The following is a 19,086-nucleotide window of genomic DNA, read 5'->3' on the forward strand; positions in this document are numbered from 1 at the left end:
AAGACCTGATCAAATATGAACCTAAACAACCGTATTAAATTATCCGGCATGATGTTCCTGGAATTTTTTATCTGGGGCTCCTGGTTTGTGACCCTGGGTACTTTTCTGGGCAACAATCTAAAGGCATCTGAATCGGAAAGTGCAGCTGTATTCTCTACCCAATCCTGGGGTGCCATTATCGCGCCCTTTATTATCGGATTAATTGCCGACCGGTATTTTAATGCAGAAAAAATTCTTGCTGTTTTACACCTGATCGGCGCTGTGCTGATGTACCAGATGTATACCGCAACAAATGTTTCCGTATTTTATCCTTATGTGCTGGGTTACATGATTTTATTTATGCCAACCCTGGCCCTGGTCAATTCCGTTTCTTTTAACCAGATGAAAGACCCGGAAAAAGAATTCTCTTCTATCCGGGTATGGGGCACCATCGGATGGATCGTAGCGGGCTTGCTGATCAGCTATGTTTTCTTCTGGGATGCGAAAGAAGCTGCAAATGCAGGACTGCTAAAAAACACCTTTCTAATGGGAAGTATTGCATCTTTGGTCCTTGGACTTTTTAGCCTTACGCTGCCTAAAACACCGCCAAAAGGCGCCGGAGAAGAAAAAGTTAAAATCGGGGAAATCCTTGGGTTAGATGCACTTAAACTACTGAAAGACAAGAATTTTGCCGTATTTTTTATTTCAGCCATATTGATTTGCATTCCACTGGCCTTCTACTATCAGAATGCACATAAATTTTTGTCGAATATAGGTGTAGAGGGACCTACCGGAAAAATGGCTATAGGACAAATTTCCGAAGCCTTGTTTCTCTTGCTGATCCCCTTCTTTTTCAAAAAATACGGATTTAAAAAAACCATCCTGGTGGGCATGCTCGCCTGGGTAATCCGTTATCTTTTATTTGCTTACGGAAACGCTGGGAACCTAAGCTTTATGCTGATTGTTGGCATTGCCTTACATGGAATCTGTTACGACTTTTTCTTTGTTTCCGGACAAATTTATACCAATTCCAAGGCTGGTGAAAAATATAAAAGTTCAGCACAGGGCCTCATTACCCTGGCTACTTATGGGGTTGGTATGCTGATTGGTTTTGAAGTTGCAGGAATAATTACCGAAAGCTATAAAGTGGCCGATGGTTCATTCGATTGGAAAATGATTTGGATGATCCCATCAGGAATCGCCGCTATTGTCTTTTTATTATTTACCCTTTTCTTTAACGATAAAGACAAAGTACAAGAAACCGCAATTTAAATTCCAGTCATGAAAACAGAAAACGGCAGAAGAAATGCACTTAAAAATATCGTTGTGGGCAGCATGGCTTTAGGGGTCTCCGGAAGCCTGCAAAGCTTCGCGGCTACATCCGAAAAAAAAAGCGCAGCGCTAAAAGGAAACATCAATCATTCGGTATGCAGGTGGTGCTTTGGCAGTATGGACCTAGATAGCCTTTGCCTGGAGGCGAAAAAAATTGGCATTAAGGCCATTGATCTGGTAGGCCCTAAAGACTGGCCTGTACTGCAAAAACATGGTTTATTCTCCTCTATGTGTAATGGTGCCGAAATCAATCTGGTGGATGGCTGGAATGATCCGGCTTTTCATGAAACCCTGGTCAAAAACTATACGGACATGATTCCAAAAGTGGCAGCCGCAGGTTACAAGAACCTCATTTGCTTTAGCGGCAACCGTAGGGGTAAAGACGATGAAACTGGCTTAAACAATTGCGTAGAGGGCCTGAAAAAGGTTATTGGCCTGGCTGAAAAACACAATGTTACTTTGGTTATGGAACTGCTCAACAGCAAAGTCAACCATAAAGACTATCAGTGTGACCATACTTCCTGGGGCGTGGAGCTGGCAAAAAGACTGGGTTCTGAGAATTTTAAACTCTTATATGACATCTACCACATGCAAATTGACGAAGGTAATGTAATCAGCACTATAAAAGACAACCACAATTATATTGCCCATTACCATACCGCAGGTGTTCCGGGAAGAAATGAAATTGACGACACCCAGGAACTTTATTATCCTGCGATTATGAAAGCCATCTATGAAACAGGCTTTAAAGGTTATGTAGCACAGGAATTTATCCCATTACGTAAAGACAAAATTGAATCCTTAAAAAAAGCAGTGCAGATCTGCGATATCTAAGCTTATGAAATCAAGAAGAATCTTCATCAAACAGGCAGGCCTGGCGGCTGCAGGAGTCTTTTTAATGCCTTCACTGGCTTTTAAACCTTCCAAAAAGAAAATAGGCATCCAATTGTATACTTTAAGGGAACAACTCCCTAAAGATGTAAAAGGAGTGATCCGCAAAGTGGCCGATGCAGGTTATACGGAGGTGGAAACTTATGGTTACTCGCTCAAAGATAAATTCTGGGGCCTGGACGCCCCTGCTTTTAAAGCTTTGCTGAGCGAAAATGGGCTTAAAGCGCCTAGTGGCCATTATGGAATAGACCATTTTATTCAAACCGGCAACACGGAAGAATTAAAAAGCTATATTGAGGCCGCGAACATTACCGGAGGCAGCTACATCACCGTTCCATGGCTGGGCGAAGAATTAAGAAAAAATCTGGATGACTTTAAAAAGATTGCAGCAAAACTAAACCAGGCGGCAGAATTGTGTAAAGCTTCGGGCTTGAAGCTAGCGTATCATAACCACGATTTTGAATTTAAGGCTTATGGAGACACCCATGGATATAACATTCTGCTGAAAGAAACAGATCCTAAGCTGGTCCGCTTTGAACTGGACCTTTACTGGGTGGTCCGTTCGGGCCAGGACCCGGTTAAGCTCTTCGAAGCCCATCCGGGACGTTTTCCAATGTGGCATGTAAAGGACATGGATAAAGTCAATCCAAAAACCAATACTGAAGTTGGAAATGGCAGCATCGACTTTAAAAAGATTTTTGCACAGTCAAAACTGGCCGGACTGAAGCATGCCTTCCTGGAACAAGAAAACAATTATGTACCGGATGCTTTTGGGAGCATTAAAAAGAGCTATGATTACATCAGCAGGGAATTAATCCCGAAAGACTAATTAAAATCACATAATTTTTCGCCATATTTGGAACCTTAAGACAGATCAAATCAATTAATTAATTAAAAAACCAAGAACAGAATTTATTCAATGAAAGTCGCAGTAGTAGGTGCCACAGGCTTAGTAGGCACTGTTATGTTAAAAGTGTTAGAAGAACGTAATTTCCCATTAACCGAATTAATCCCGGTTGCATCAGAGAAGAGTGTTGGCAAGGAAATCACTTTTAAGGGTAAGAAGTACGCTGTGGTGAATATGGATACTGCTATTGGTATGAAACCAGATATTGCTTTATTTTCTGCCGGTGGAAGTACTTCGTTGGAAAGTGCACCCCGTTTTGCTGAAGCCGGAACAACAGTAATTGACAATTCTTCCGCATGGCGGATGGATCCTTCCAAAAAACTGGTGGTTCCCGAAGTGAATGCAAATACCCTGTCTATTGACGATAAAATTATTGCCAACCCGAATTGCTCCACCATACAGATGGTCGTGGCTTTAAAACCATTACACGATAAATACAAAATTAAACGTGTGGTTGTATCCACTTACCAAAGCGTAACCGGTACAGGCGTTAAAGCGGTGGAACAACTGATGAATGAACGTAAAGGCATTACAAACGGACCAATGGCCTATGCCTACCCGATTGACCTGAATGTTATTCCCCAGATTGATGTATTCCAGGAAAATGGCTATACCAAGGAAGAAATGAAAATGATTTTGGAAACCCGTAAAATTATGGGCGATGACAACATCAGGGTGACCGCAACAACGGTACGCATTCCTGTTATGGGTGGCCATTCCGAATCTGTAAACATTGAGTTTGAGAACGATTTTGACCTGAAAGAGGTCAGGGACTTGCTGGAAAAAACGGAAGGTATCATTGTTGTAGACGATATTGCAAACCTGAAATACCCAATGCCAAAGGATGCTCATGAAAAAGATGAAGTATTTGTAGGCCGGATCAGACGCGATGAGTCTCTGCCAAATACACTGAATATGTGGATCGTTGCCGACAACCTTCGCAAAGGCGCTGCAACAAATGCTGTTCAGATTGCAGAATACTTATTGAAGTCGGAACTTATTTAATGACCATACCTGATCAGGTGTGATGTTCCGGCAAGAGAATTGCCTGAACATCACACTTTTTTTTTAATCTTTTTACCATGAGCTTTAAGCATGTTTCGTTCTTTTTTTTCTTCATGTTGCTTCGCAGCATCAGTTTTGCACAAAGCCCCGTTCAGAAACTCGAAAGGGCCTACCAGGAACTGACAAGCGATCCGCAGGCAAAATATGCCATTACCTCTTTGTGCGTCCTTGATGCAGAAACAGGAAAGACCCTGTTCGGCAGAAATGAACATATAGGCCTTGCGACCGCCTCTACCCTCAAAACAATTACCTCTGCTACGGCTTTTGGTTTATTGGGAAAGGATTTCCGTTATCAAACCATACTGGCTTACAGCGGTACCATCACTGCAGGCGTATTACAGGGAGACCTGATCATTGTGGGGGGAGGAGATCCTTCGCTGGCCTCCTGGAGATATGAAGGCAGTAAAGAAAAACAGGTGCTCAATGAATGGGTTACAGCCGTTAAAAACGCAGGGATCAGTAGAATTGAAGGCCGGATTATTGGTGATGACAGCGCCTGGGGTAGCTCAACAACACCTGAAGGCTGGATTTGGCAGGACATTGGAAACTATTACGGTGCAGCACCTTCTGCCTTAACCTGGCGGGAAAATCAATTTGATATTCATTTAAAAGCCAGTCCTTCCCAGCAAAATCCGGTGACCATCCAGGAAATTGTCCCTTCTATGCCCTATGTTAAAATTGTAAATGAGCTGCGCGCCGGAGCGGAAGGTAGCGGCGATAATGCTTATGCCTTTTTACCACCCTTATCCAATATAGCTTATTTAAGGGGCAGCTGGGCACTGGGTATCCGCAAAGCGGGTATAGCGGTCGCCCTTCCTGACCCTGCTTACGAAGCTGCCTATCGCTTGCAGGATACTTTAAAACGTCTTGGCATTCCAACCTCAGCAGAAGTGACTACAGCCAGACAGCTATTGGCAGACCACAAGCCCCTTCCCCAGCCCTCCGTGAAACTGAGCACCCACAATTCCCCGGCTTTATCTGAGTTGGTGTACTGGTTTAATAAAAAAAGCATTAACCTTTATGGAGAACACCTGATCCGGACCCTGGCCTGGAAAGCCGGTAAAGCGGCAACTACCCGCAATGGTGTAAGTGTAGAACTCAGCTACTGGGCTGCCAAAGGTTTTGACACCGCAGCGATGAACATCATTGATGGCAGTGGACTTTCCCCAGGAACCAGGGTGACCACTGGCGCCATGGCCCAGGTTTTATTTCTGGCGCAGAAAGAAAGCTGGTTTGCGGACTATTACAAATCCCTGCCGGAAAACAATGGAATGCAGCTAAAAAGTGGCACCATTAACGATGTTTCTGCCTATGCCGGTTATTATACCGATCCAAGAGGAAAAAAATATATTATTGTCATTAACATCAATAATTATTCAGGTTCTGGCATCAGTAAAAAACTTTTCCGGGTACTGGATGCTTTAAAGTAACTTGCCAGGACCTGCGAAACCATTTATTTTTTTATTAATAAATTGCGCCTTTTACAATAAAACTCCAATGAAAAGAATTTTTCCAGTCTTCTTGTGTTTGTTCCTTTTCCAACAGGCAACTGCCCAGAATATGTCTGCTGCACCAACTTCCGCTACTTCAGCAGAAGGCACAGCAAATATACCGGTGCCTGAAATTTCCATTATTCCCGAACCTGTGTCTATGATCAAAAACGGTGGTTATTTTACCCTACCGGAGAATGTGACCATACAGGCTGTTGCTACGCCTGAAATGAAAGCAGTGGTAGACCACTTACAGGAAAGGCTTTCCACACCAACCGGAAGTTTTGTGGCCACATCGGGGATGAACAACCATCCGGCCACCATAAAATTAATTTTGAATGACAGACAAAATCCACAACTGGGTAAAGAAGGTTACCAGCTTTCGGTCAGTCCAAGTCAGATCCTGATCAGAGCCAACCAGGAATCAGGCCTGTTTTACGGTGTACAAAGCCTGATCCAGCTTTTCCCTAAAGAAATTGAAGCCAAAGAACTGGCCAGAGGCGTACAGTGGAAGGTTCCCTGTGTTGAAATTACCGATTATCCCAGGGTGGGTTGGAGGGGCTTAATGTTTGATGTGGCCCGTCATTTTTTCACCAAAAATGAAGTCAAACAATACATAGATGCCATGGTGCGCTACAAATACAATGTGCTGCACCTGCATTTAACAGATGATGAAGGCTGGAGACTGGAGATTAAAGGTTTACCCAAGCTGACTGAAGTCGGTGCCTGGAACGTAAAAAAAACAGGGACTTTCGGGGACTTTATCCCTCCTACAGCAGATGAACCCCGAAACTATGGTGGCTTTTATACCCAGGATGATCTGAAAGAAATTATTAAATATGCCAAAGAAAGGTTCGTTAACATTTTACCAGAAATAGATGTTCCGGGACATAGTCTTGCTATTATTGCTTCTTATCCGGAACTGTCCTGCACCCCTGGTGCGGAGAACTATAAAGTCCGTTCCGGAGAAAAAATCATGGACTGGTCCAGGGGAGCCCCTCCTTTGGCACTGGTAGACAATACCCTTTGTCCGGCCAACGAAAAAGTATACCAGTTTCTGGATACCGTTATTACCCAGGTGGCGGCTTTATTCCCCTTTGAATACATCCATATGGGCGGAGATGAAGCGCCTAAAAACTTTTGGGAAAAGAATCCTGCTGTACTGGACCTGATGAAAAGAGAAGGGTTGAAAAACATGCAACAGGTACAAGGTTATTTTGAAAAGAGGGTACAAAAAATTGTAGAATCTAAAGGCAAGAAATTTATGGGCTGGGACGAAATCATGGAAGACGACCTTTCGGAAAACGCAGCTGTAATGAGCTGGAGAACGGTCAATGCCGGTATCCAGGCCTCTAATAAAAAGCACGAGGTGGTGATGAGCCCATCGGCTTATGCCTACATTGATTATATGCAAAGTGATGTCATTGCAGAACCTAAAGTTTATGCCAGCCTGCGCTTAAGCAAAGCTTACGAATTTGACCCCATTCCTGTGGGAGCTGACCCTAAATACATTAAAGGGGGCCAGGCCAACCTCTGGACAGAACAGGTCTACAACATCAGACAGGCAGAATATATGACCTGGCCAAGGGCCATGGCCATTTCCGAATCTGTCTGGTCACCAAAGGAAAAGAAAAACTGGAACAGTTTTTTTGCAAAAGTAGAGCAGCATTTTAAGCGTTTTGACCTTTCCGAAACCAAATATGCCCCAAGTGCCTATGACCCTATATTTAAAGCCAGTAGAACGGCCGACAGGCAGCTTTTGATTGACCTGAGTACTGAAGTGGAGGGTTTGGACATTTATTATAGTTTTGACAATTCTTATCCCGACCGCTTTTATCCAAAATACACCGAAAAACTCGTTCCGCCAAAAGACGCGACCTTGCTTAGGGTCATCACCTATAAAGGCAAGGAGCCTGTTGGGCGTATGCTAAGTATGCCCATAGATGAACTAAATAAAAGAGCAGGTAAAAGATAAGACATTGAGGTATTTTGTTCATATAGGTTATCATGGGCTCCATTATGGAGGCTGGCAAAAACAACCTGGTGTGTTAAATGTGCAGGGTGTTCTTGAAAAGGCACTGACCCAAATTTTTAAATGCCCTGTATTTATCAATGGATGTGGGCGAACAGATGCCCAGGTGCATGCCAGCCAATTTTTTTTTCATATGGACCTGGAACAAAACTGGGACTTTGACCTGTTGTTCAGGCTCAATAAATTACTGCCTTACAACATTGCCGTTTTTGACATTATCCCTATGGAAGGACTGCCTCATGCCCGTTTTGATGCCGTCATGAGGTCCTATGATTACTTTATTCACACCTATAAAAATCCCTTTTTACACGGATTGAGTTCTTACTACCTGTTAAAAGACCTTGACCTGGATCAGATGAAAAAAGCTGTGGACCTGCTCCCCAGGTACAAGGACTACCGGGCGTTTTGTACCAGCCCGGATAAATACGAACACACCATTTGTAACGTCATGTCTGCAGGCTTGCTGGTAGATCAACACGGAGACCGCATCCGTTTTCAGATCTCCTCTAACCGCTTTTTAAGTAAAATGATCCGGATCATCATGGGCCAGCTTTTAAAGATTGGAAGAGGGGTACTTAGTGTAGATGAGTTTGAGCATAATCTTTCCAGCAGGCAAACTCCCGAACTCATTACACCTGCCCACCCCCAGGGGCTTTATTTGTCCAGGGTAGTTTATCCTTATCTGAACCTGCAGCCCAGGGCAGAGTTTTCAGCGGTCCCCCAAAACCAATCCGACAAACTCTGGAAACTACTTTAGAAAACTGTTTTTCAACAAATTAGCACTTGATTTTATTCTTTTTATTGCTTAACTTTAATAGAGGACTTCGCTAAAATGAAGGAATTCCATGAACGTTATTCATAAAATTGAACAATGGGGAGATGTACACCGCGCCAAATGGCTGGACATTGTAAGAATTGCACTCGGACTACTCATCTTTTTTAAAGGCATTGCCCTGATCAGCAATACCGCTGCCTCCCAGGACCTGTTGCTGGAACACAACGTCTTTGGATTTTCGGGAATGATGGCAAGTCTGGCCATACACATTGTAGCCTTTGTGCATTTGGTAGGCGGGATTTTAATCACCATAGGCCTGGTTACCCGTTTTGCGGTCGTCATACAAATCCCAATCCTTCTTTGCGCCATATTCTTTGTCAACATTTCCAAAGGTTTCAGCATGCTGAATTCAGAGCTCTGGTTATCTGTCCTGGTATTACTGCTGCTGATCCTGTTTTGGGTGGTGGGCTCAGGGCCTTTCTCTGCCGACCAGTCTATGAAGAGAAAAACCAGATAAAGTCTTATTATTACCCTGGCGTGAGATGGACTGACTGCAAAATCCATAATTTTGCCTTAAAAATAAATTATGAATTTTCACACCAGAAAATGGGTTAAGCCAGAAGACCTGAATCCTAACGGAACATTGTTTGGCGGCAGTCTGCTCCGGTGGATTGACGAGGAAGCAGCCATCTATGCCATCGTGCAACTAGAAAACCCACATGTGGTCACCAAATATATTTCAGAAATCAATTTTGTGAGTTCTGCAAAACAAGGGGATATTATTGAAATGGGCATCACGGCCACCGATTTTGGAAATACATCCTTAACCATGCGCTGTGAGGTCAGAAACAAAATTACCAGAAAAAGTATTCTGACCATTGATAAAATGGTTTTTGTCAATGTAGACCGGGATGGTAACCCTGCTCCGCATGGAAAAACCCAAATTAAATTTATAGAGGAGCAATTTCAGAACGAGGACCACTGAGTTTTTCACGGATCAGCTTTTCCATAGAGGCTGCATCAAGGTTTACGCCGCTGACGATCAATTGCGCCTGATGGTACCAGAGCTTTCTTTCCTGGAGCTTTTGCCCAATAAAATGCAGGATCCCTGCCTGGTCCAGATCTTTTAAAAGCGGACGTTTGGCTTTTCCTTTCTCCAGTCTTCTGGCCAGTGCTGCAGGAGCCATTTCCATATAAATGGTTAATCCCTGCTGGTTCATCCATTCCATATTGTCGAAATGACAGGGCGCACCGCCTCCAGTGGCAATAACTGCATCAGCCATATAATCCATGGTTTTAAGGGTTTCGCTTTCCAACAGCCGAAAGGCATCTTCCCCATGAGCAGCAAAATAAGCACCTATAGGCATGCCTGCTCTTTTTTCTATTTCCAGGTCCAGGTCCAGCAGCTGATAAGACAGCCTGGATGCCAGCTTTTTGGCCAGTGTAGTCTTCCCACAGCCCATAAACCCAATTAAAAATATCTTCATCTTTTAAGCCAGTTTAACCCTCGGATCTACAAAAGCATATAATATATCCACTAAAATATTAATCAGTACAAATATAAGGGCAATAAACAGGATCGAGCCCATGACCACCGGAAAATCTGACATTTCCAGCGCATTGACCGTTGCTCTCCCCAGGCCATTATACCCAAACACATATTCCACAAAAAAGGAACCCGCAAGCAAAGAGGCAAACCATCCTGAAACAGCCGTAATAATGGGGTTTAAGGCATTTTTAAGAGCGTGCTTATAAATGATCGACCCACGGGACAAGCCCTTCGCCCTGGCCGTACGAATATAGTCCTGGGAAAGGACCTCCAGCATAGCACTGCGGGTAAGCTGTACAATAACCGCCAGGGGGCGGAGCCCTAAAGTGAACATGGGCAGCCATAAATTCTTCCAGGTCATTACTTCCCCCTTAAAAGGATCGTAATTATACAAACTCCCCGACATATTTAAACCTGTATACTCACTGAGTACAAAACCAAAAAACCAGGCAATAATAATCCCTGCAAAAAATGCAGGTGCCGATATTCCCAGGATGGCAAAAGCATTGGCTGTTCTATCGATCCAGGTATCTTTATTGACCGCAGAAATCACGCCCAGAAATACACCGGTAACCGTAGCAAAAATCATAGCTGTCAGGGCCAGTACAAAAGTATTTGGTACCGTTTCCCAAAGGATGGTTGTAACATTTCTTTTTGTCTGGTAAGACCTGCGCAGGTAAGGCCATTTCAAAACAAAGGCCTGTTTGCCAAAAGAAAAGACTTGCAGAAAATGGTACTTCTCCTTGTTTTCACTGTTATTTTCATAAAAACTTAAGGGAGAAAGGTCATTCAGGTATAAAAAAAACTGTACAGTTTTGGGTTTGTCCAGTCCAAATTCTTTTCTGACCGCTTCCAGTGACTGCAAATCTGAACGCTGTCCCATGGTCATCCTCGCCGGATCACCAGGCAGGATATTAAACAATACAAATACGACGATCACCACCCCGCCCATGACGGCAAGCCCATATAAAAATTTTCTGAGGGCATAGCGGAACATTTTTATTTGCTGAAATATTTTTCCGACAAGCTGTCAAAAGAAGGTACCGCATGGTAATGCCATTTGCCGATCACTACTCCATTTTTAAGAAGCAAAACCCCCGGATTCGCACGGACCATACTTTTTAGAGGTATCGCATCCGCATAAAAGATCTCCGTAAACAATTTCATTTTTTTACTGAAGGCCTCTGCATCCTGGGCAGAATTTGAGGTCAGTAAAACCGTTCTGATGTTGAACTGTTCAGTCGCATTTAAAGCCAGGGCATTCAGTTTTGAAATGGCATCCTGATTGGTATCTTCCAGATTATAGGCGACAATAACCAGGTTATAATAAGGGTTCTCCATCAGTTCTTTGGTATAGTCCGTACCAGAGGCATCTTTGATCACCAGGTCCTTGATTTTTGGTTCATATCCTTTTTTGATCAACCGGCTTTCTGTATCCTTTCCAACTTCCCAGTTGGGGTCTTCCCAGATTTCTTTCGCTTTCAGATAATCCTTATCAGACATATCCTTCTTCTCTTTCGTCTTTTTATTATACAGATGATAAATGATTTCGTACTGATCCGGCATGGCTCCTGGTGGAATCCGCATTTCCCCTGGAAGATCCGCTCCAATTTTATAAGGCAAAAAATCCATTACAGGAAGATAATTATAGGTATACAACGGAAAAATCAAAGTCGCAATTGTCACAAAAACAGCAGTGCGCTGCTGCATTTTAAGACTGCTAAAAAGCGGCTCTATGTATGCCCTGTACCTAAACAGGTAAATGATAAAGGCCAGCAGGACTAAATCCTTGCTAAAGGACTGCCAGGGCGTTAAAGGAATAGCGTCCCCAAAACAGCCACAGGAAGTGACCACTTTAAAAACCGCAGAAACAAAAGTCAGGAAGGTAAAAAAAACGATGATGCCCAATAACCCCGCAGCAACCTTTTTACCCCAGAAACCCAACAACAGCAAAACGCCCAGCAATACTTCCAGTACACATAAAAATATGGCAATACCCGTTGCTATCCCATTTAGAAAAGGGATATGAAAAACCTCAAAATACTCCTGCAGCTTATAACCAAATCCAAGAGGGTCATTGGCCTTAATTAATCCGGAGAAGATAAACAGGATCCCGACAAATAAACGGGAAAAGTTCAGTAAAGTTCTTTGTTTCATCTGTAGTTATTTTTTCGGGGTGACCAAAGGTGATTTTATTCCTTTTAAATTTTCAAACAGCCTTATTTTAAACCCATTTTAATCAATGCAAAAACAGAATAATTAAGCATATCCTGGTAGTTTGCCTGGATGCCTTCGGAAACAAGGGTCTCTCCCTGGTTATCCTCTATTTGTTTTACCCGGAGAATTTTCATCAGGATCAAATCGGTAAGGGAACTGATTCTCATTTCCCTCCAGGCCTCCCCATAGTCATGATTTTTCGCAAACATCAGTTCCTTGGTATGATTAACCTCTGTATCAAATAAAGCCTCCACCTTTTCAACATCCAATTCATAAGGATCTTCCGGGCTCAGAGCCAGTTGCATGTTGGCAATGACGCAATAATTAACAATCCCAATATATTCAGAGGTAATGTCCTCTCCTACCTTAGAGACCTTTTTTTCTTCAAGGGTCCTGATGCGCTGGGCTTTGATAAAAATCTGATCTGTAATCGACGAAGGCCGCAGGATTCGCCATGCTGTACCATAATCTTTCGTTTTCTTTATAAAAAGCGATTTGCAAACCGCTATAACTGAATCGTATTCCTGTGATGTATTTGCTGCCAAAACAATTAAAATATTTAGGGTCTGTTTAAAGCTGTTTTAATACCTTATTTTTGCATTAAAACAATGGCTAAAGATACATTTTTAAACCGAAACCCCACACCCACCCTAAAGCTTGGTACCGGATTACTGGATCTGAGCAAGGCTGCTGTGATGGGCATTATAAACATCACCCCGGATTCCTTTTTTGAAGCAAGCCGGCATACAGAACTGGACGCTGTTCTGAAAAAAACGGAACATTTTCTCAAAGAAGGCGCAAAATTTATAGATATCGGAGGTTATTCTTCAAGACCAGGTGCCAGAAATATAACTGGTGATGAGGAATTGCAGCGCGTTGTTCCGGTTATAGAAGCCATCAGTAAAAATTTTCCGGAAGCCTTTTTATCCGTTGACACTTTCAGGGCTAAAGTTGCCCGGTACAGCGTCCAGGCCGGGGCACACCTGATCAACGATATTTCCGGTGGCGAACTGGATCCTGAAATGTTCCCCACTGTCGCTGAGCTCAATGTTCCCTATGTACTGATGCACATGAAGGGTACGCCTCAGAATATGCAGGATGCCCCGTCTTATGAAAATATTACCCTGGAGGTGACCGACTACTTTCAGAAAAAAGTACATCAGTTGCGGGAAATGGGCGTAAAGGACCTGATCCTGGATCCTGGCTTTGGTTTTTCAAAAAACCTGGAGCACAACTACAAGCTGTTGCAGGAAATGGAAGACCTTCATATTTTTGAACTGCCCCTGTTGGTGGGGTTTTCCAGAAAATCCATGATTTACAAAAGCTTGAATAGTAGTCCCGATCAATCCCTAAACGGCAGTTCTGTTCTCAATACTATAGCCCTGTTAAAGGGTGCAAAAATTTTAAGGGTGCACGACGTAAAAGAAGCTGTCGAATGTATCACATTGATTGAAAAGATGCAATCGGCTTAATCTATTTTAAAATTTCCTAACTTGGCAGAGATGAAAAGTTTTGACTTCGATTTCTTAAAACTAACGGTAACAGATGTGGTGGACATTATTTTTGTCGCACTGCTGATTTATTATATCTACAGCCTGATCAAAAACACCCTTGCTGTAAACTTATTGCTGGGTATGTTCATTATCCTGCTGATTTATTATGTAGTGGATGCCCTACACATGACCCTGCTCTCCACCATCATCAATAAGTTCATGAGTGTAGGAATCATTGCCCTGATTGTCATTTTCCAGCCCGAAATCAGGCGTTTCCTGCTGCTGATCGGTAAAAATACTTTCCTTCAAAAAAACAAAGCCTGGTGGGGCTACCTCTTTGGAAGTAAAGAAATTGAAAGAGATAACCTGGTCCGCATCAAACCCATTATTGATGCCTGCAAAAGCATGAAAAAATCAAGAACGGGAGCACTCATAGTTTTTGTTAAATTTTATGACGACCAGCTTTTCGCCAATAGCTGTGAGGTGATAGACTCTAAAATATCGAAACGACTACTGGAAAGTATCTTTCAAAAAAACAGTCCGCTTCATGACGGCGCAGTGGTTATTGCAGAAAACAAAATCAAAAGTGCCAGCTGTATCCTTCCCCTTACAGACAATGACAACCTTCCGCCGCAGTTTGGTTTAAGGCACCGTGCGGGCATTGGTATTTCAGAAAATACAGATGCAGTAGCCGTCATTGTATCTGAAGAAACCGGGGAAATTGCTTATGCCAAACAAGGACGTGTACGCATGAATGTTTCTTTTGGCGAGCTGGAAAAATTATTAAATAAGGACTTTTAAACTTATTTTTCGTCTCCATACCAGCCTGAAAAATAGCCCTGAATTATTGAGAAATCTTTATTAACTTGGGTATACAAACAAACCAACACAAAAAAACAAAAATTATGAAGATCTTAAAAGGAATTCTGTTCCTGGTCCTGGGACTCATTGTCCTGGCCCTGATTGTGGCCCTGTTCGTTAAAAAAGAGTACAGCGTAGAACGGGAAATTACCATCAACAAACCCAAACAAGAGGTTTATGATTACATCAAATACCTAAAAAATCAGAATAACTTCAGTAAATGGGCAAAAATGGACCCTGCTATGAAAACAGAGTTTAAAGGCACTGATGGTACCGTTGGCTTTATTTCTGCCTGGGAAAGCAATCAGAAGGATGTGGGCAAGGGCGAACAGGAAATTAAAAAATTAACCGAAGGGCAGCGGCTGGACACGGAGATCAGATTTATCAAACCGTTCGAGTCTACCTGCACCGCCTATATGACTACAGAAGATGCTGGCCCGGCTGCCACAAAAGTAAAATGGGTTTTTAATGGTAAAATGAATTATCCGATGAACCTGATGGCACTTTGCATGAATATGGATAAAATGATCGGAGGCGATTTACAAATCGGACTGGAAAATCTGAAAGGCATTATGGAAAAAATGTAAAACCGAGTAAAAAAAGAAGGGCCGATAAATTATCGGCCCTTCTTTTTTTACAGCTGCTCCCTAGCAATATTGCTCAAAAGCACCAATCAGACTGTCTGCGATCATTTGTGCCGGACGGCCTTCAATCTGATGACGCTCGATCATATGAACCAGCTTACCATCTTTAAACAAAGCCATAGAAGGCGATGATGGTGGGAAAGGCATCATATAACCTCTGGCCCTGTCTACGGCTTCTTTTTCCATTCCTGCAAAAACAGTCACCAGTTTATCTGGATGTTTTTCATTTGCCGCAGCCATTCTTGCTGCAGGACGCGCATTGGCAGCCGCACAGCCGCAAACAGAATTGACAACAACAAACACTGTTCCTTCAGTTTTGATGGCATTATCAACCTCTTCTGCGGTTTTCATCTCTTCAAAGCCAACTTTGGTGAGTTCAGCACGCATCGGTTCAACTAAATATTCAGGATACATATTTTTATATTTTTGGTTATTTTAATCTTAATATTATACAAAGGTACTCTACTGCTGCTTAGCATCAAAACAGCGGCCCAGTTTTTACCTTCAAATTACTTAGCATATCCAGTCCATAAATTTAAGCCGGGACCGATAAATTTAATTTTTTCCTTTTTTTAATGAAAGAGATTCCCTAATATTGCAGCCGCAAAAAGGGATAGCCCCTTTTTAACCGTAGAATCCCGAATAGCTCAGCCGGTTAGAGCATCTGACTGTTAATCAGAGGGTCGCTGGTTCGAGCCCAGCTTCGGGAGCAAAAGCCTCACAGAAATGCGGGGCTTTTTTTACGTCTTTTATTTTTGGGTCAAGGCCTGAAAACCAACACAGCAGGACTCCCCGCTTAAAGTTTTGCACAAAATCACTTTAACTAGTTTCCACTGTTTAAAACAATCCTAACTTTATTTGTATCTTAGCCAAAAGCGATTAAACAGCACAGAATTCTACACATTAATGCATGTTGAACATGAAAAAATACATCCTATCCTTCCTTCTTTTGATTTCCTTTTCGGGATTTGCCCAGAATACCATTAACAATTACAAATATGTAATCGTGCCCGAAAAGTTTAGTTTCCTCAAACAAAAGGATCAATACAGGCTCAATACACTGCTAAAAATTTTCCTTCAGGAAAAAGGATTTACCAGTTATTTTGACAATTCAGAATTACCAGCAGAGCTTGCGGGCAACAGGTGTAATGCCTTAAATGCAGATGTATTAGAAAAAAACGGCATGTTTACCACAAATGTTACTGTTGTATTAAAAGATTGCAAGGGCAATATTCTTTTTACGAGCAAAGAAGGAAAAAGCAGGGAAAAAGAATACAACACCTCTTACAACCTGGCTTTAAGAGATGCGCTCAGTTCCTTTAATGAGATTCAGTATGCCTATAGCGGACCCGCTACGGTACAAACGGCTGCCGCATCAACTACTTCAACAATACCAGCTGGCCCAGCAGTAAGCACCCCCATGGCAACTACGGCTTCTGTTCCGGCAAAAGTGGCTACCCCAGAACTTAAACAGCCTGAAGGCACCCTGTATGCCCAGCCAACCACTAAAGGTTATCAGTTGATAGATACGACACCAAAAATTATTTTAACCTTGCTTACAACTTCTTCGCAGGACTATTTTATAGCAGAAAACAGCAACTCTCATGGAATCGTTTTCAAGAAAAACGGCACCTGGTTTTATGAATATTATCAGAATGGCAATTTAATTGCTGAAAAACTATCCATTAAATTTTAAAAGTATTCCAATGCCCGGCAGAGCCGGGCATTGGAATACTAAAAAGGTATTTCCGCTTCGTTAAAGCCCTTTCCTTCCAACTGAAGGGTTGTATGTACCACATTAAAATTGTCTTTAATTTCCTTTTGAAGGGCTTCCAGAACCCTGTTGTAAACCGCAGCCTCTTTTACCACCACATGGGCACTCATGGCATTTACCCCCGAGGTCAGGGTCCAGACATGCAGGTCATGAACAGACTCCACCTCATCGAGTTCCAGCATTGCTTTTTCAAGCGCAGCAATGTCCACATCCTTAGGGGTGCCTTCCAGTAAAACATGGATCGACTCCTTCATCAGGATCCAGGTCCTGGGTAAAATCAGTAAACCGATTCCTGCCGAAAGTAAAGGGTCGGCATAATACCAGCCCGTAGTCAGCATAATAACCCCTGCAACAATCACCCCAATAGAGGTCAGCATGTCAGAAAGTACTTCAAAATAAGCGCCTTTCATGTTCAGACTGTCTTTGGAGCTTTTTCTTAAAATCATCATACCCGCCACATTTACCAGCAGACCAATCGCGGCCACGACCAGCATTTCTTTACTTTCCACCTCCGGAGGGTTCAAAAAACGCAGATAGGCTTCATAAAGAATGTAAACAGAAATACCAATCAACACCACCGCATTGGTCAATGCCGCAAGTATTTCTGCACGGTAGTAGCCATAGGTACGCTGAGGGGAGGCTTTTCGCTCTGCCAGGCTGATGGCAATCAGAGAAAGGGCAAGTCCGCCCACATCTGTCATCATGTGTCCGGCATCGGCCAGCAAAGCCAGACTTTTGGTCCAGATCCCACCAATGACTTCAACGATCAGGTACAAAGAGGTAAAACCCAGTACCAGTTTTAAACGGCCCTTATGCAGGGCCGATTGCGAAACAACGGTTTGTGTTGCCATAGGATGAATATTAATTATTCTTCTTCACTATTTTTCATTTTTGAGATCAGGTCATAAGCCCCCTTTGTTACAATCTGAGCTTTGGAAAGGTCAATTCCATCAGGCAATTCAATTTCAACATAACCCGCTTCTGCTGCACCTGTTTTAACCGCAATCTTCTGAAAATGATAAGAAGCCGGCTGGCCGGCTGGTATATTCTTTTCTGACCTGTTTGCTGCAGTTTGGATGAAAATATACTTTTTCCCTTCGAAGTCAACCACTGCACTTTCGGGTAAGGCATCCACCTTATTGCTGCCTGTTTCTATAAAAGCCTGCAGGTAGGCCCCAGGCAAAAGGCTTCCACTGCGCGAATTGGAAATACAATGCACGGTAACGGTTTTGTCCTGGTTAATTTCCCTTCCCACAAGGGTTACCGTTGCCATTCTTTCTTCGGGATCATTAGACAAAGAAAAACGGACCTTCTGTCCTTTTTTCACCAGTTCTGCATCCTTTTGGAAAACTTTAAGCTCCACATGCAGGTTTGCACTGTTCACAATTTCAAACATCACATCGTTGGGTGTTACGAATTTACCAGTATTTACATTAACTTTTGTCACATAACCAGTTACGGGTGCATAAATATTAATGGTACTGCGGATATTACCGGCCGTTAGTCCCGCCGGACTGATGTTGATCAGCTGCAGCCTCTGCTGCAAAGCACTTGATCTGGCCAGCATGGTCTGGTATTGCGACCGGGCCTGCTGCAATACTTTCTGGGCATTGATGTTTTGCCTGGACAGCTCCTGCTGACGTTTGTATTCCGCATCGGCCAGTTCCAGCTGGCTTCTGTTTTCCAGGTAATCCTGCTGCAGCTGTACATAATCCTGATTTTGCAAAACGGCAATCACCTGGCCTTTACTCACCAGACTGCCCTGAAGCAGGGGTGTTGACTTTACAATTCCCCCCATCTGGGTGGTGATGCTGATCAGGTTTTCAGGCGGTACATCTATAAACCCATTAACCTTCAACACGCCGCTAATGGGTTTCTTTTCCAGGATGCCCAGGGTGATCCCTGAAGTTTTATACTGACCGGCACTGAGCTCTACTGCATTGTCATCTTCTTTGACGGGAACCGCTGCTGTTTCTGTCTTGCTTTCCTTTTTCTCCCCACCGCAGGAACTCAGCAGCACCGTTAACGGAAACAGCACATAAAGGAAGGAACTAAATTGAATCTTTTTCATCATTTT

At 43.0% G+C, this 19,086-nt stretch carries 20 protein-coding genes and 1 tRNA gene; 14 read left to right on the plus strand and 7 right to left on the minus strand.

Annotated elements, in window-relative coordinates; translation table 11 throughout:
* Positions 1 to 15: 15 nt before the first annotated feature.
* From B0O44_RS21330 to B0O44_RS21370, 9 genes are all read left to right on the plus strand, one after another.
* On the plus strand, positions 16 to 1,251 hold the full coding sequence (locus B0O44_RS21330) for a nucleoside permease (RefSeq protein ID WP_110834133.1): 1,236 nt from the start codon (positions 16 to 18) through the stop codon (positions 1,249 to 1,251).
* 9 nt (positions 1,252 to 1,260) lie between these two features.
* Positions 1,261 to 2,145, plus strand: coding sequence for a hydroxypyruvate isomerase family protein (locus tag B0O44_RS21335; RefSeq protein ID WP_110834134.1), 885 nt, complete (start codon positions 1,261 to 1,263; stop codon positions 2,143 to 2,145).
* Between the two features lie 4 nt (positions 2,146 to 2,149).
* Positions 2,150 to 3,031, plus strand: a complete 882-nt coding sequence (locus B0O44_RS21340; protein WP_110834135.1) for a sugar phosphate isomerase/epimerase family protein — start codon at positions 2,150 to 2,152, stop codon at positions 3,029 to 3,031.
* Positions 3,032 to 3,121: 90 nt separating this feature from the next.
* A complete protein-coding gene (locus B0O44_RS21345; RefSeq protein ID WP_110834136.1) occupies positions 3,122 to 4,114 on the plus strand; it encodes an aspartate-semialdehyde dehydrogenase in 993 nt (330 codons plus the stop codon).
* Positions 4,115 to 4,191: 77 nt separating this feature from the next.
* Positions 4,192 to 5,604 carry a D-alanyl-D-alanine carboxypeptidase/D-alanyl-D-alanine endopeptidase gene (gene dacB / locus B0O44_RS21350; protein ID WP_110834137.1) on the plus strand — a complete coding sequence of 471 codons (1,413 nt, stop codon included), beginning with the start codon at positions 4,192 to 4,194 and terminating at the stop codon, positions 5,602 to 5,604.
* A 67-nt stretch (positions 5,605 to 5,671) separates the two neighbouring features.
* Positions 5,672 to 7,639, plus strand: a complete 1,968-nt coding sequence (locus B0O44_RS21355; RefSeq protein ID WP_110834138.1) for a beta-N-acetylhexosaminidase — start codon at positions 5,672 to 5,674, stop codon at positions 7,637 to 7,639.
* 4 nt (positions 7,640 to 7,643) lie between these two features.
* Positions 7,644 to 8,453 (plus strand): tRNA pseudouridine synthase A, encoded by an 810-nt coding sequence (locus B0O44_RS21360; RefSeq protein WP_110834139.1) that lies wholly within the window; start codon positions 7,644 to 7,646, stop codon positions 8,451 to 8,453.
* Between the two features lie 88 nt (positions 8,454 to 8,541).
* Positions 8,542 to 8,988, plus strand: a complete 447-nt coding sequence (locus B0O44_RS21365; protein ID WP_110834140.1) for a DoxX family protein — start codon at positions 8,542 to 8,544, stop codon at positions 8,986 to 8,988.
* A gap of 69 nt (positions 8,989 to 9,057) precedes the next feature.
* Positions 9,058 to 9,456, plus strand: coding sequence for an acyl-CoA thioesterase (locus B0O44_RS21370; RefSeq protein WP_110834141.1), 399 nt, complete (start codon positions 9,058 to 9,060; stop codon positions 9,454 to 9,456).
* On the opposite strand, the gene B0O44_RS21375 is transcribed toward B0O44_RS21370, so the two are convergent.
* The 4 genes from B0O44_RS21375 to B0O44_RS21390 all read right to left on the minus strand — a co-directional run bounded on the left by B0O44_RS21375 (position 9,422) and on the right by B0O44_RS21390 (position 12,782).
* The gene (locus tag B0O44_RS21375) at positions 9,422 to 9,958 is read right to left on the minus strand and encodes a shikimate kinase (RefSeq protein ID WP_110834142.1); all 537 of its coding nucleotides are present in this window, start codon (positions 9,956 to 9,958) and stop codon (positions 9,422 to 9,424) included. The genes B0O44_RS21370 and B0O44_RS21375 overlap by 35 nt on opposite strands.
* Before the next feature lie 3 nt (positions 9,959 to 9,961).
* Positions 9,962 to 11,017 carry an ABC transporter permease gene (locus tag B0O44_RS21380; RefSeq protein WP_110834143.1) on the minus strand — a complete coding sequence of 352 codons (1,056 nt, stop codon included), beginning with the start codon at positions 11,015 to 11,017 and terminating at the stop codon, positions 9,962 to 9,964.
* Positions 11,018 to 11,019: 2 nt separating this feature from the next.
* Positions 11,020 to 12,177: a BT_3928 family protein gene (locus B0O44_RS21385; protein WP_110834144.1), complete on the minus strand. Its 1,158-nt coding sequence runs from the start codon at positions 12,175 to 12,177 to the stop codon at positions 11,020 to 11,022.
* Positions 12,178 to 12,239: 62 nt separating this feature from the next.
* Positions 12,240 to 12,782: a DUF1599 domain-containing protein gene (locus B0O44_RS21390; protein ID WP_110834145.1), complete on the minus strand. Its 543-nt coding sequence runs from the start codon at positions 12,780 to 12,782 to the stop codon at positions 12,240 to 12,242.
* Positions 12,783 to 12,845: 63 nt separating this feature from the next.
* Here B0O44_RS21390 and folP point away from each other — a divergent pair, with 63 nt between their 5' ends.
* The 3 genes from folP (at position 12,846) to B0O44_RS21405 (ending at position 15,178) form a co-directional block, all read left to right on the plus strand.
* Positions 12,846 to 13,709, plus strand: a complete 864-nt coding sequence (gene folP, locus B0O44_RS21395) for a dihydropteroate synthase (RefSeq protein ID WP_110834146.1) — start codon at positions 12,846 to 12,848, stop codon at positions 13,707 to 13,709.
* Positions 13,710 to 13,739: 30 nt separating this feature from the next.
* Positions 13,740 to 14,531, plus strand: coding sequence for a diadenylate cyclase CdaA (cdaA, locus tag B0O44_RS21400; RefSeq protein WP_110834147.1), 792 nt, complete (start codon positions 13,740 to 13,742; stop codon positions 14,529 to 14,531).
* 104 nt (positions 14,532 to 14,635) lie between these two features.
* The gene (locus B0O44_RS21405) at positions 14,636 to 15,178 is read left to right on the plus strand and encodes an SRPBCC family protein (protein ID WP_110834314.1); all 543 of its coding nucleotides are present in this window, start codon (positions 14,636 to 14,638) and stop codon (positions 15,176 to 15,178) included.
* A 60-nt stretch (positions 15,179 to 15,238) separates the two neighbouring features.
* On the opposite strand, the gene B0O44_RS21410 is transcribed toward B0O44_RS21405, so the two are convergent.
* Positions 15,239 to 15,649 carry a BrxA/BrxB family bacilliredoxin gene (locus tag B0O44_RS21410; protein WP_110834148.1) on the minus strand — a complete coding sequence of 137 codons (411 nt, stop codon included), beginning with the start codon at positions 15,647 to 15,649 and terminating at the stop codon, positions 15,239 to 15,241.
* Between the two features lie 222 nt (positions 15,650 to 15,871).
* Between B0O44_RS21410 and B0O44_RS21415 the strand changes: the two genes are divergently transcribed.
* Positions 15,872 to 15,945, plus strand: a tRNA-Asn gene (locus B0O44_RS21415).
* A gap of 209 nt (positions 15,946 to 16,154) precedes the next feature.
* Positions 16,155 to 16,931, plus strand: a complete 777-nt coding sequence (locus tag B0O44_RS21420; protein WP_110834315.1) for a hypothetical protein — start codon at positions 16,155 to 16,157, stop codon at positions 16,929 to 16,931.
* Between the two features lie 38 nt (positions 16,932 to 16,969).
* On the opposite strand, the gene B0O44_RS21425 is transcribed toward B0O44_RS21420, so the two are convergent.
* Together B0O44_RS21425 and B0O44_RS21430 are read right to left on the minus strand one after the other, a co-directional pair.
* On the minus strand, positions 16,970 to 17,860 hold the full coding sequence (locus B0O44_RS21425) for a cation diffusion facilitator family transporter (protein ID WP_110834149.1): 891 nt from the start codon (positions 17,858 to 17,860) through the stop codon (positions 16,970 to 16,972).
* A 14-nt stretch (positions 17,861 to 17,874) separates the two neighbouring features.
* Positions 17,875 to 19,083, minus strand: coding sequence for an efflux RND transporter periplasmic adaptor subunit (locus B0O44_RS21430; protein ID WP_245943763.1), 1,209 nt, complete (start codon positions 19,081 to 19,083; stop codon positions 17,875 to 17,877).
* Positions 19,084 to 19,086: the final 3 nt, after the last annotated feature.

The sequence above is a fragment of the Pedobacter nutrimenti genome (assembly GCF_003208655.1).
Lineage (GTDB): Bacteria > Bacteroidota > Bacteroidia > Sphingobacteriales > Sphingobacteriaceae > Pedobacter > Pedobacter nutrimenti.

Bases quoted from the DNA above. Each gene is read 5' to 3' on its own strand.
- B0O44_RS21330 (WP_110834133.1), top strand. From the start codon at position 16: ATGAACCTAAACAACCGTATTAAATTATCCGGCATGATGTTCCTGGAA.
- B0O44_RS21335 (WP_110834134.1), top strand. From the start codon at position 1,261: ATGAAAACAGAAAACGGCAGAAGAAATGCACTTAAAAATATCGTTGTG.
- B0O44_RS21340 (WP_110834135.1), top strand. From the start codon at position 2,150: ATGAAATCAAGAAGAATCTTCATCAAACAGGCAGGCCTGGCGGCTGCA.
- B0O44_RS21345 (WP_110834136.1), top strand. From the start codon at position 3,122: ATGAAAGTCGCAGTAGTAGGTGCCACAGGCTTAGTAGGCACTGTTATG.
- dacB (WP_110834137.1), top strand. From the start codon at position 4,192: ATGAGCTTTAAGCATGTTTCGTTCTTTTTTTTCTTCATGTTGCTTCGC.
- B0O44_RS21355 (WP_110834138.1), top strand. From the start codon at position 5,672: ATGAAAAGAATTTTTCCAGTCTTCTTGTGTTTGTTCCTTTTCCAACAG.
- B0O44_RS21365 (WP_110834140.1), top strand. From the start codon at position 8,542: ATGAACGTTATTCATAAAATTGAACAATGGGGAGATGTACACCGCGCC.
- B0O44_RS21370 (WP_110834141.1), top strand. From the start codon at position 9,058: ATGAATTTTCACACCAGAAAATGGGTTAAGCCAGAAGACCTGAATCCT.
- B0O44_RS21375 (WP_110834142.1), bottom strand. From the start codon at position 9,958: ATGAAGATATTTTTAATTGGGTTTATGGGCTGTGGGAAGACTACACTG.
- B0O44_RS21380 (WP_110834143.1), bottom strand. From the start codon at position 11,017: ATGTTCCGCTATGCCCTCAGAAAATTTTTATATGGGCTTGCCGTCATG.
- B0O44_RS21385 (WP_110834144.1), bottom strand. From the start codon at position 12,177: ATGAAACAAAGAACTTTACTGAACTTTTCCCGTTTATTTGTCGGGATC.
- folP (WP_110834146.1), top strand. From the start codon at position 12,846: ATGGCTAAAGATACATTTTTAAACCGAAACCCCACACCCACCCTAAAG.
- cdaA (WP_110834147.1), top strand. From the start codon at position 13,740: ATGAAAAGTTTTGACTTCGATTTCTTAAAACTAACGGTAACAGATGTG.
- B0O44_RS21405 (WP_110834314.1), top strand. From the start codon at position 14,636: ATGAAGATCTTAAAAGGAATTCTGTTCCTGGTCCTGGGACTCATTGTC.
- B0O44_RS21410 (WP_110834148.1), bottom strand. From the start codon at position 15,649: ATGTATCCTGAATATTTAGTTGAACCGATGCGTGCTGAACTCACCAAA.
- B0O44_RS21420 (WP_110834315.1), top strand. From the start codon at position 16,155: ATGAAAAAATACATCCTATCCTTCCTTCTTTTGATTTCCTTTTCGGGA.
- B0O44_RS21425 (WP_110834149.1), bottom strand. From the start codon at position 17,860: ATGGCAACACAAACCGTTGTTTCGCAATCGGCCCTGCATAAGGGCCGT.
- B0O44_RS21430 (WP_245943763.1), bottom strand. From the start codon at position 19,083: ATGATGAAAAAGATTCAATTTAGTTCCTTCCTTTATGTGCTGTTTCCG.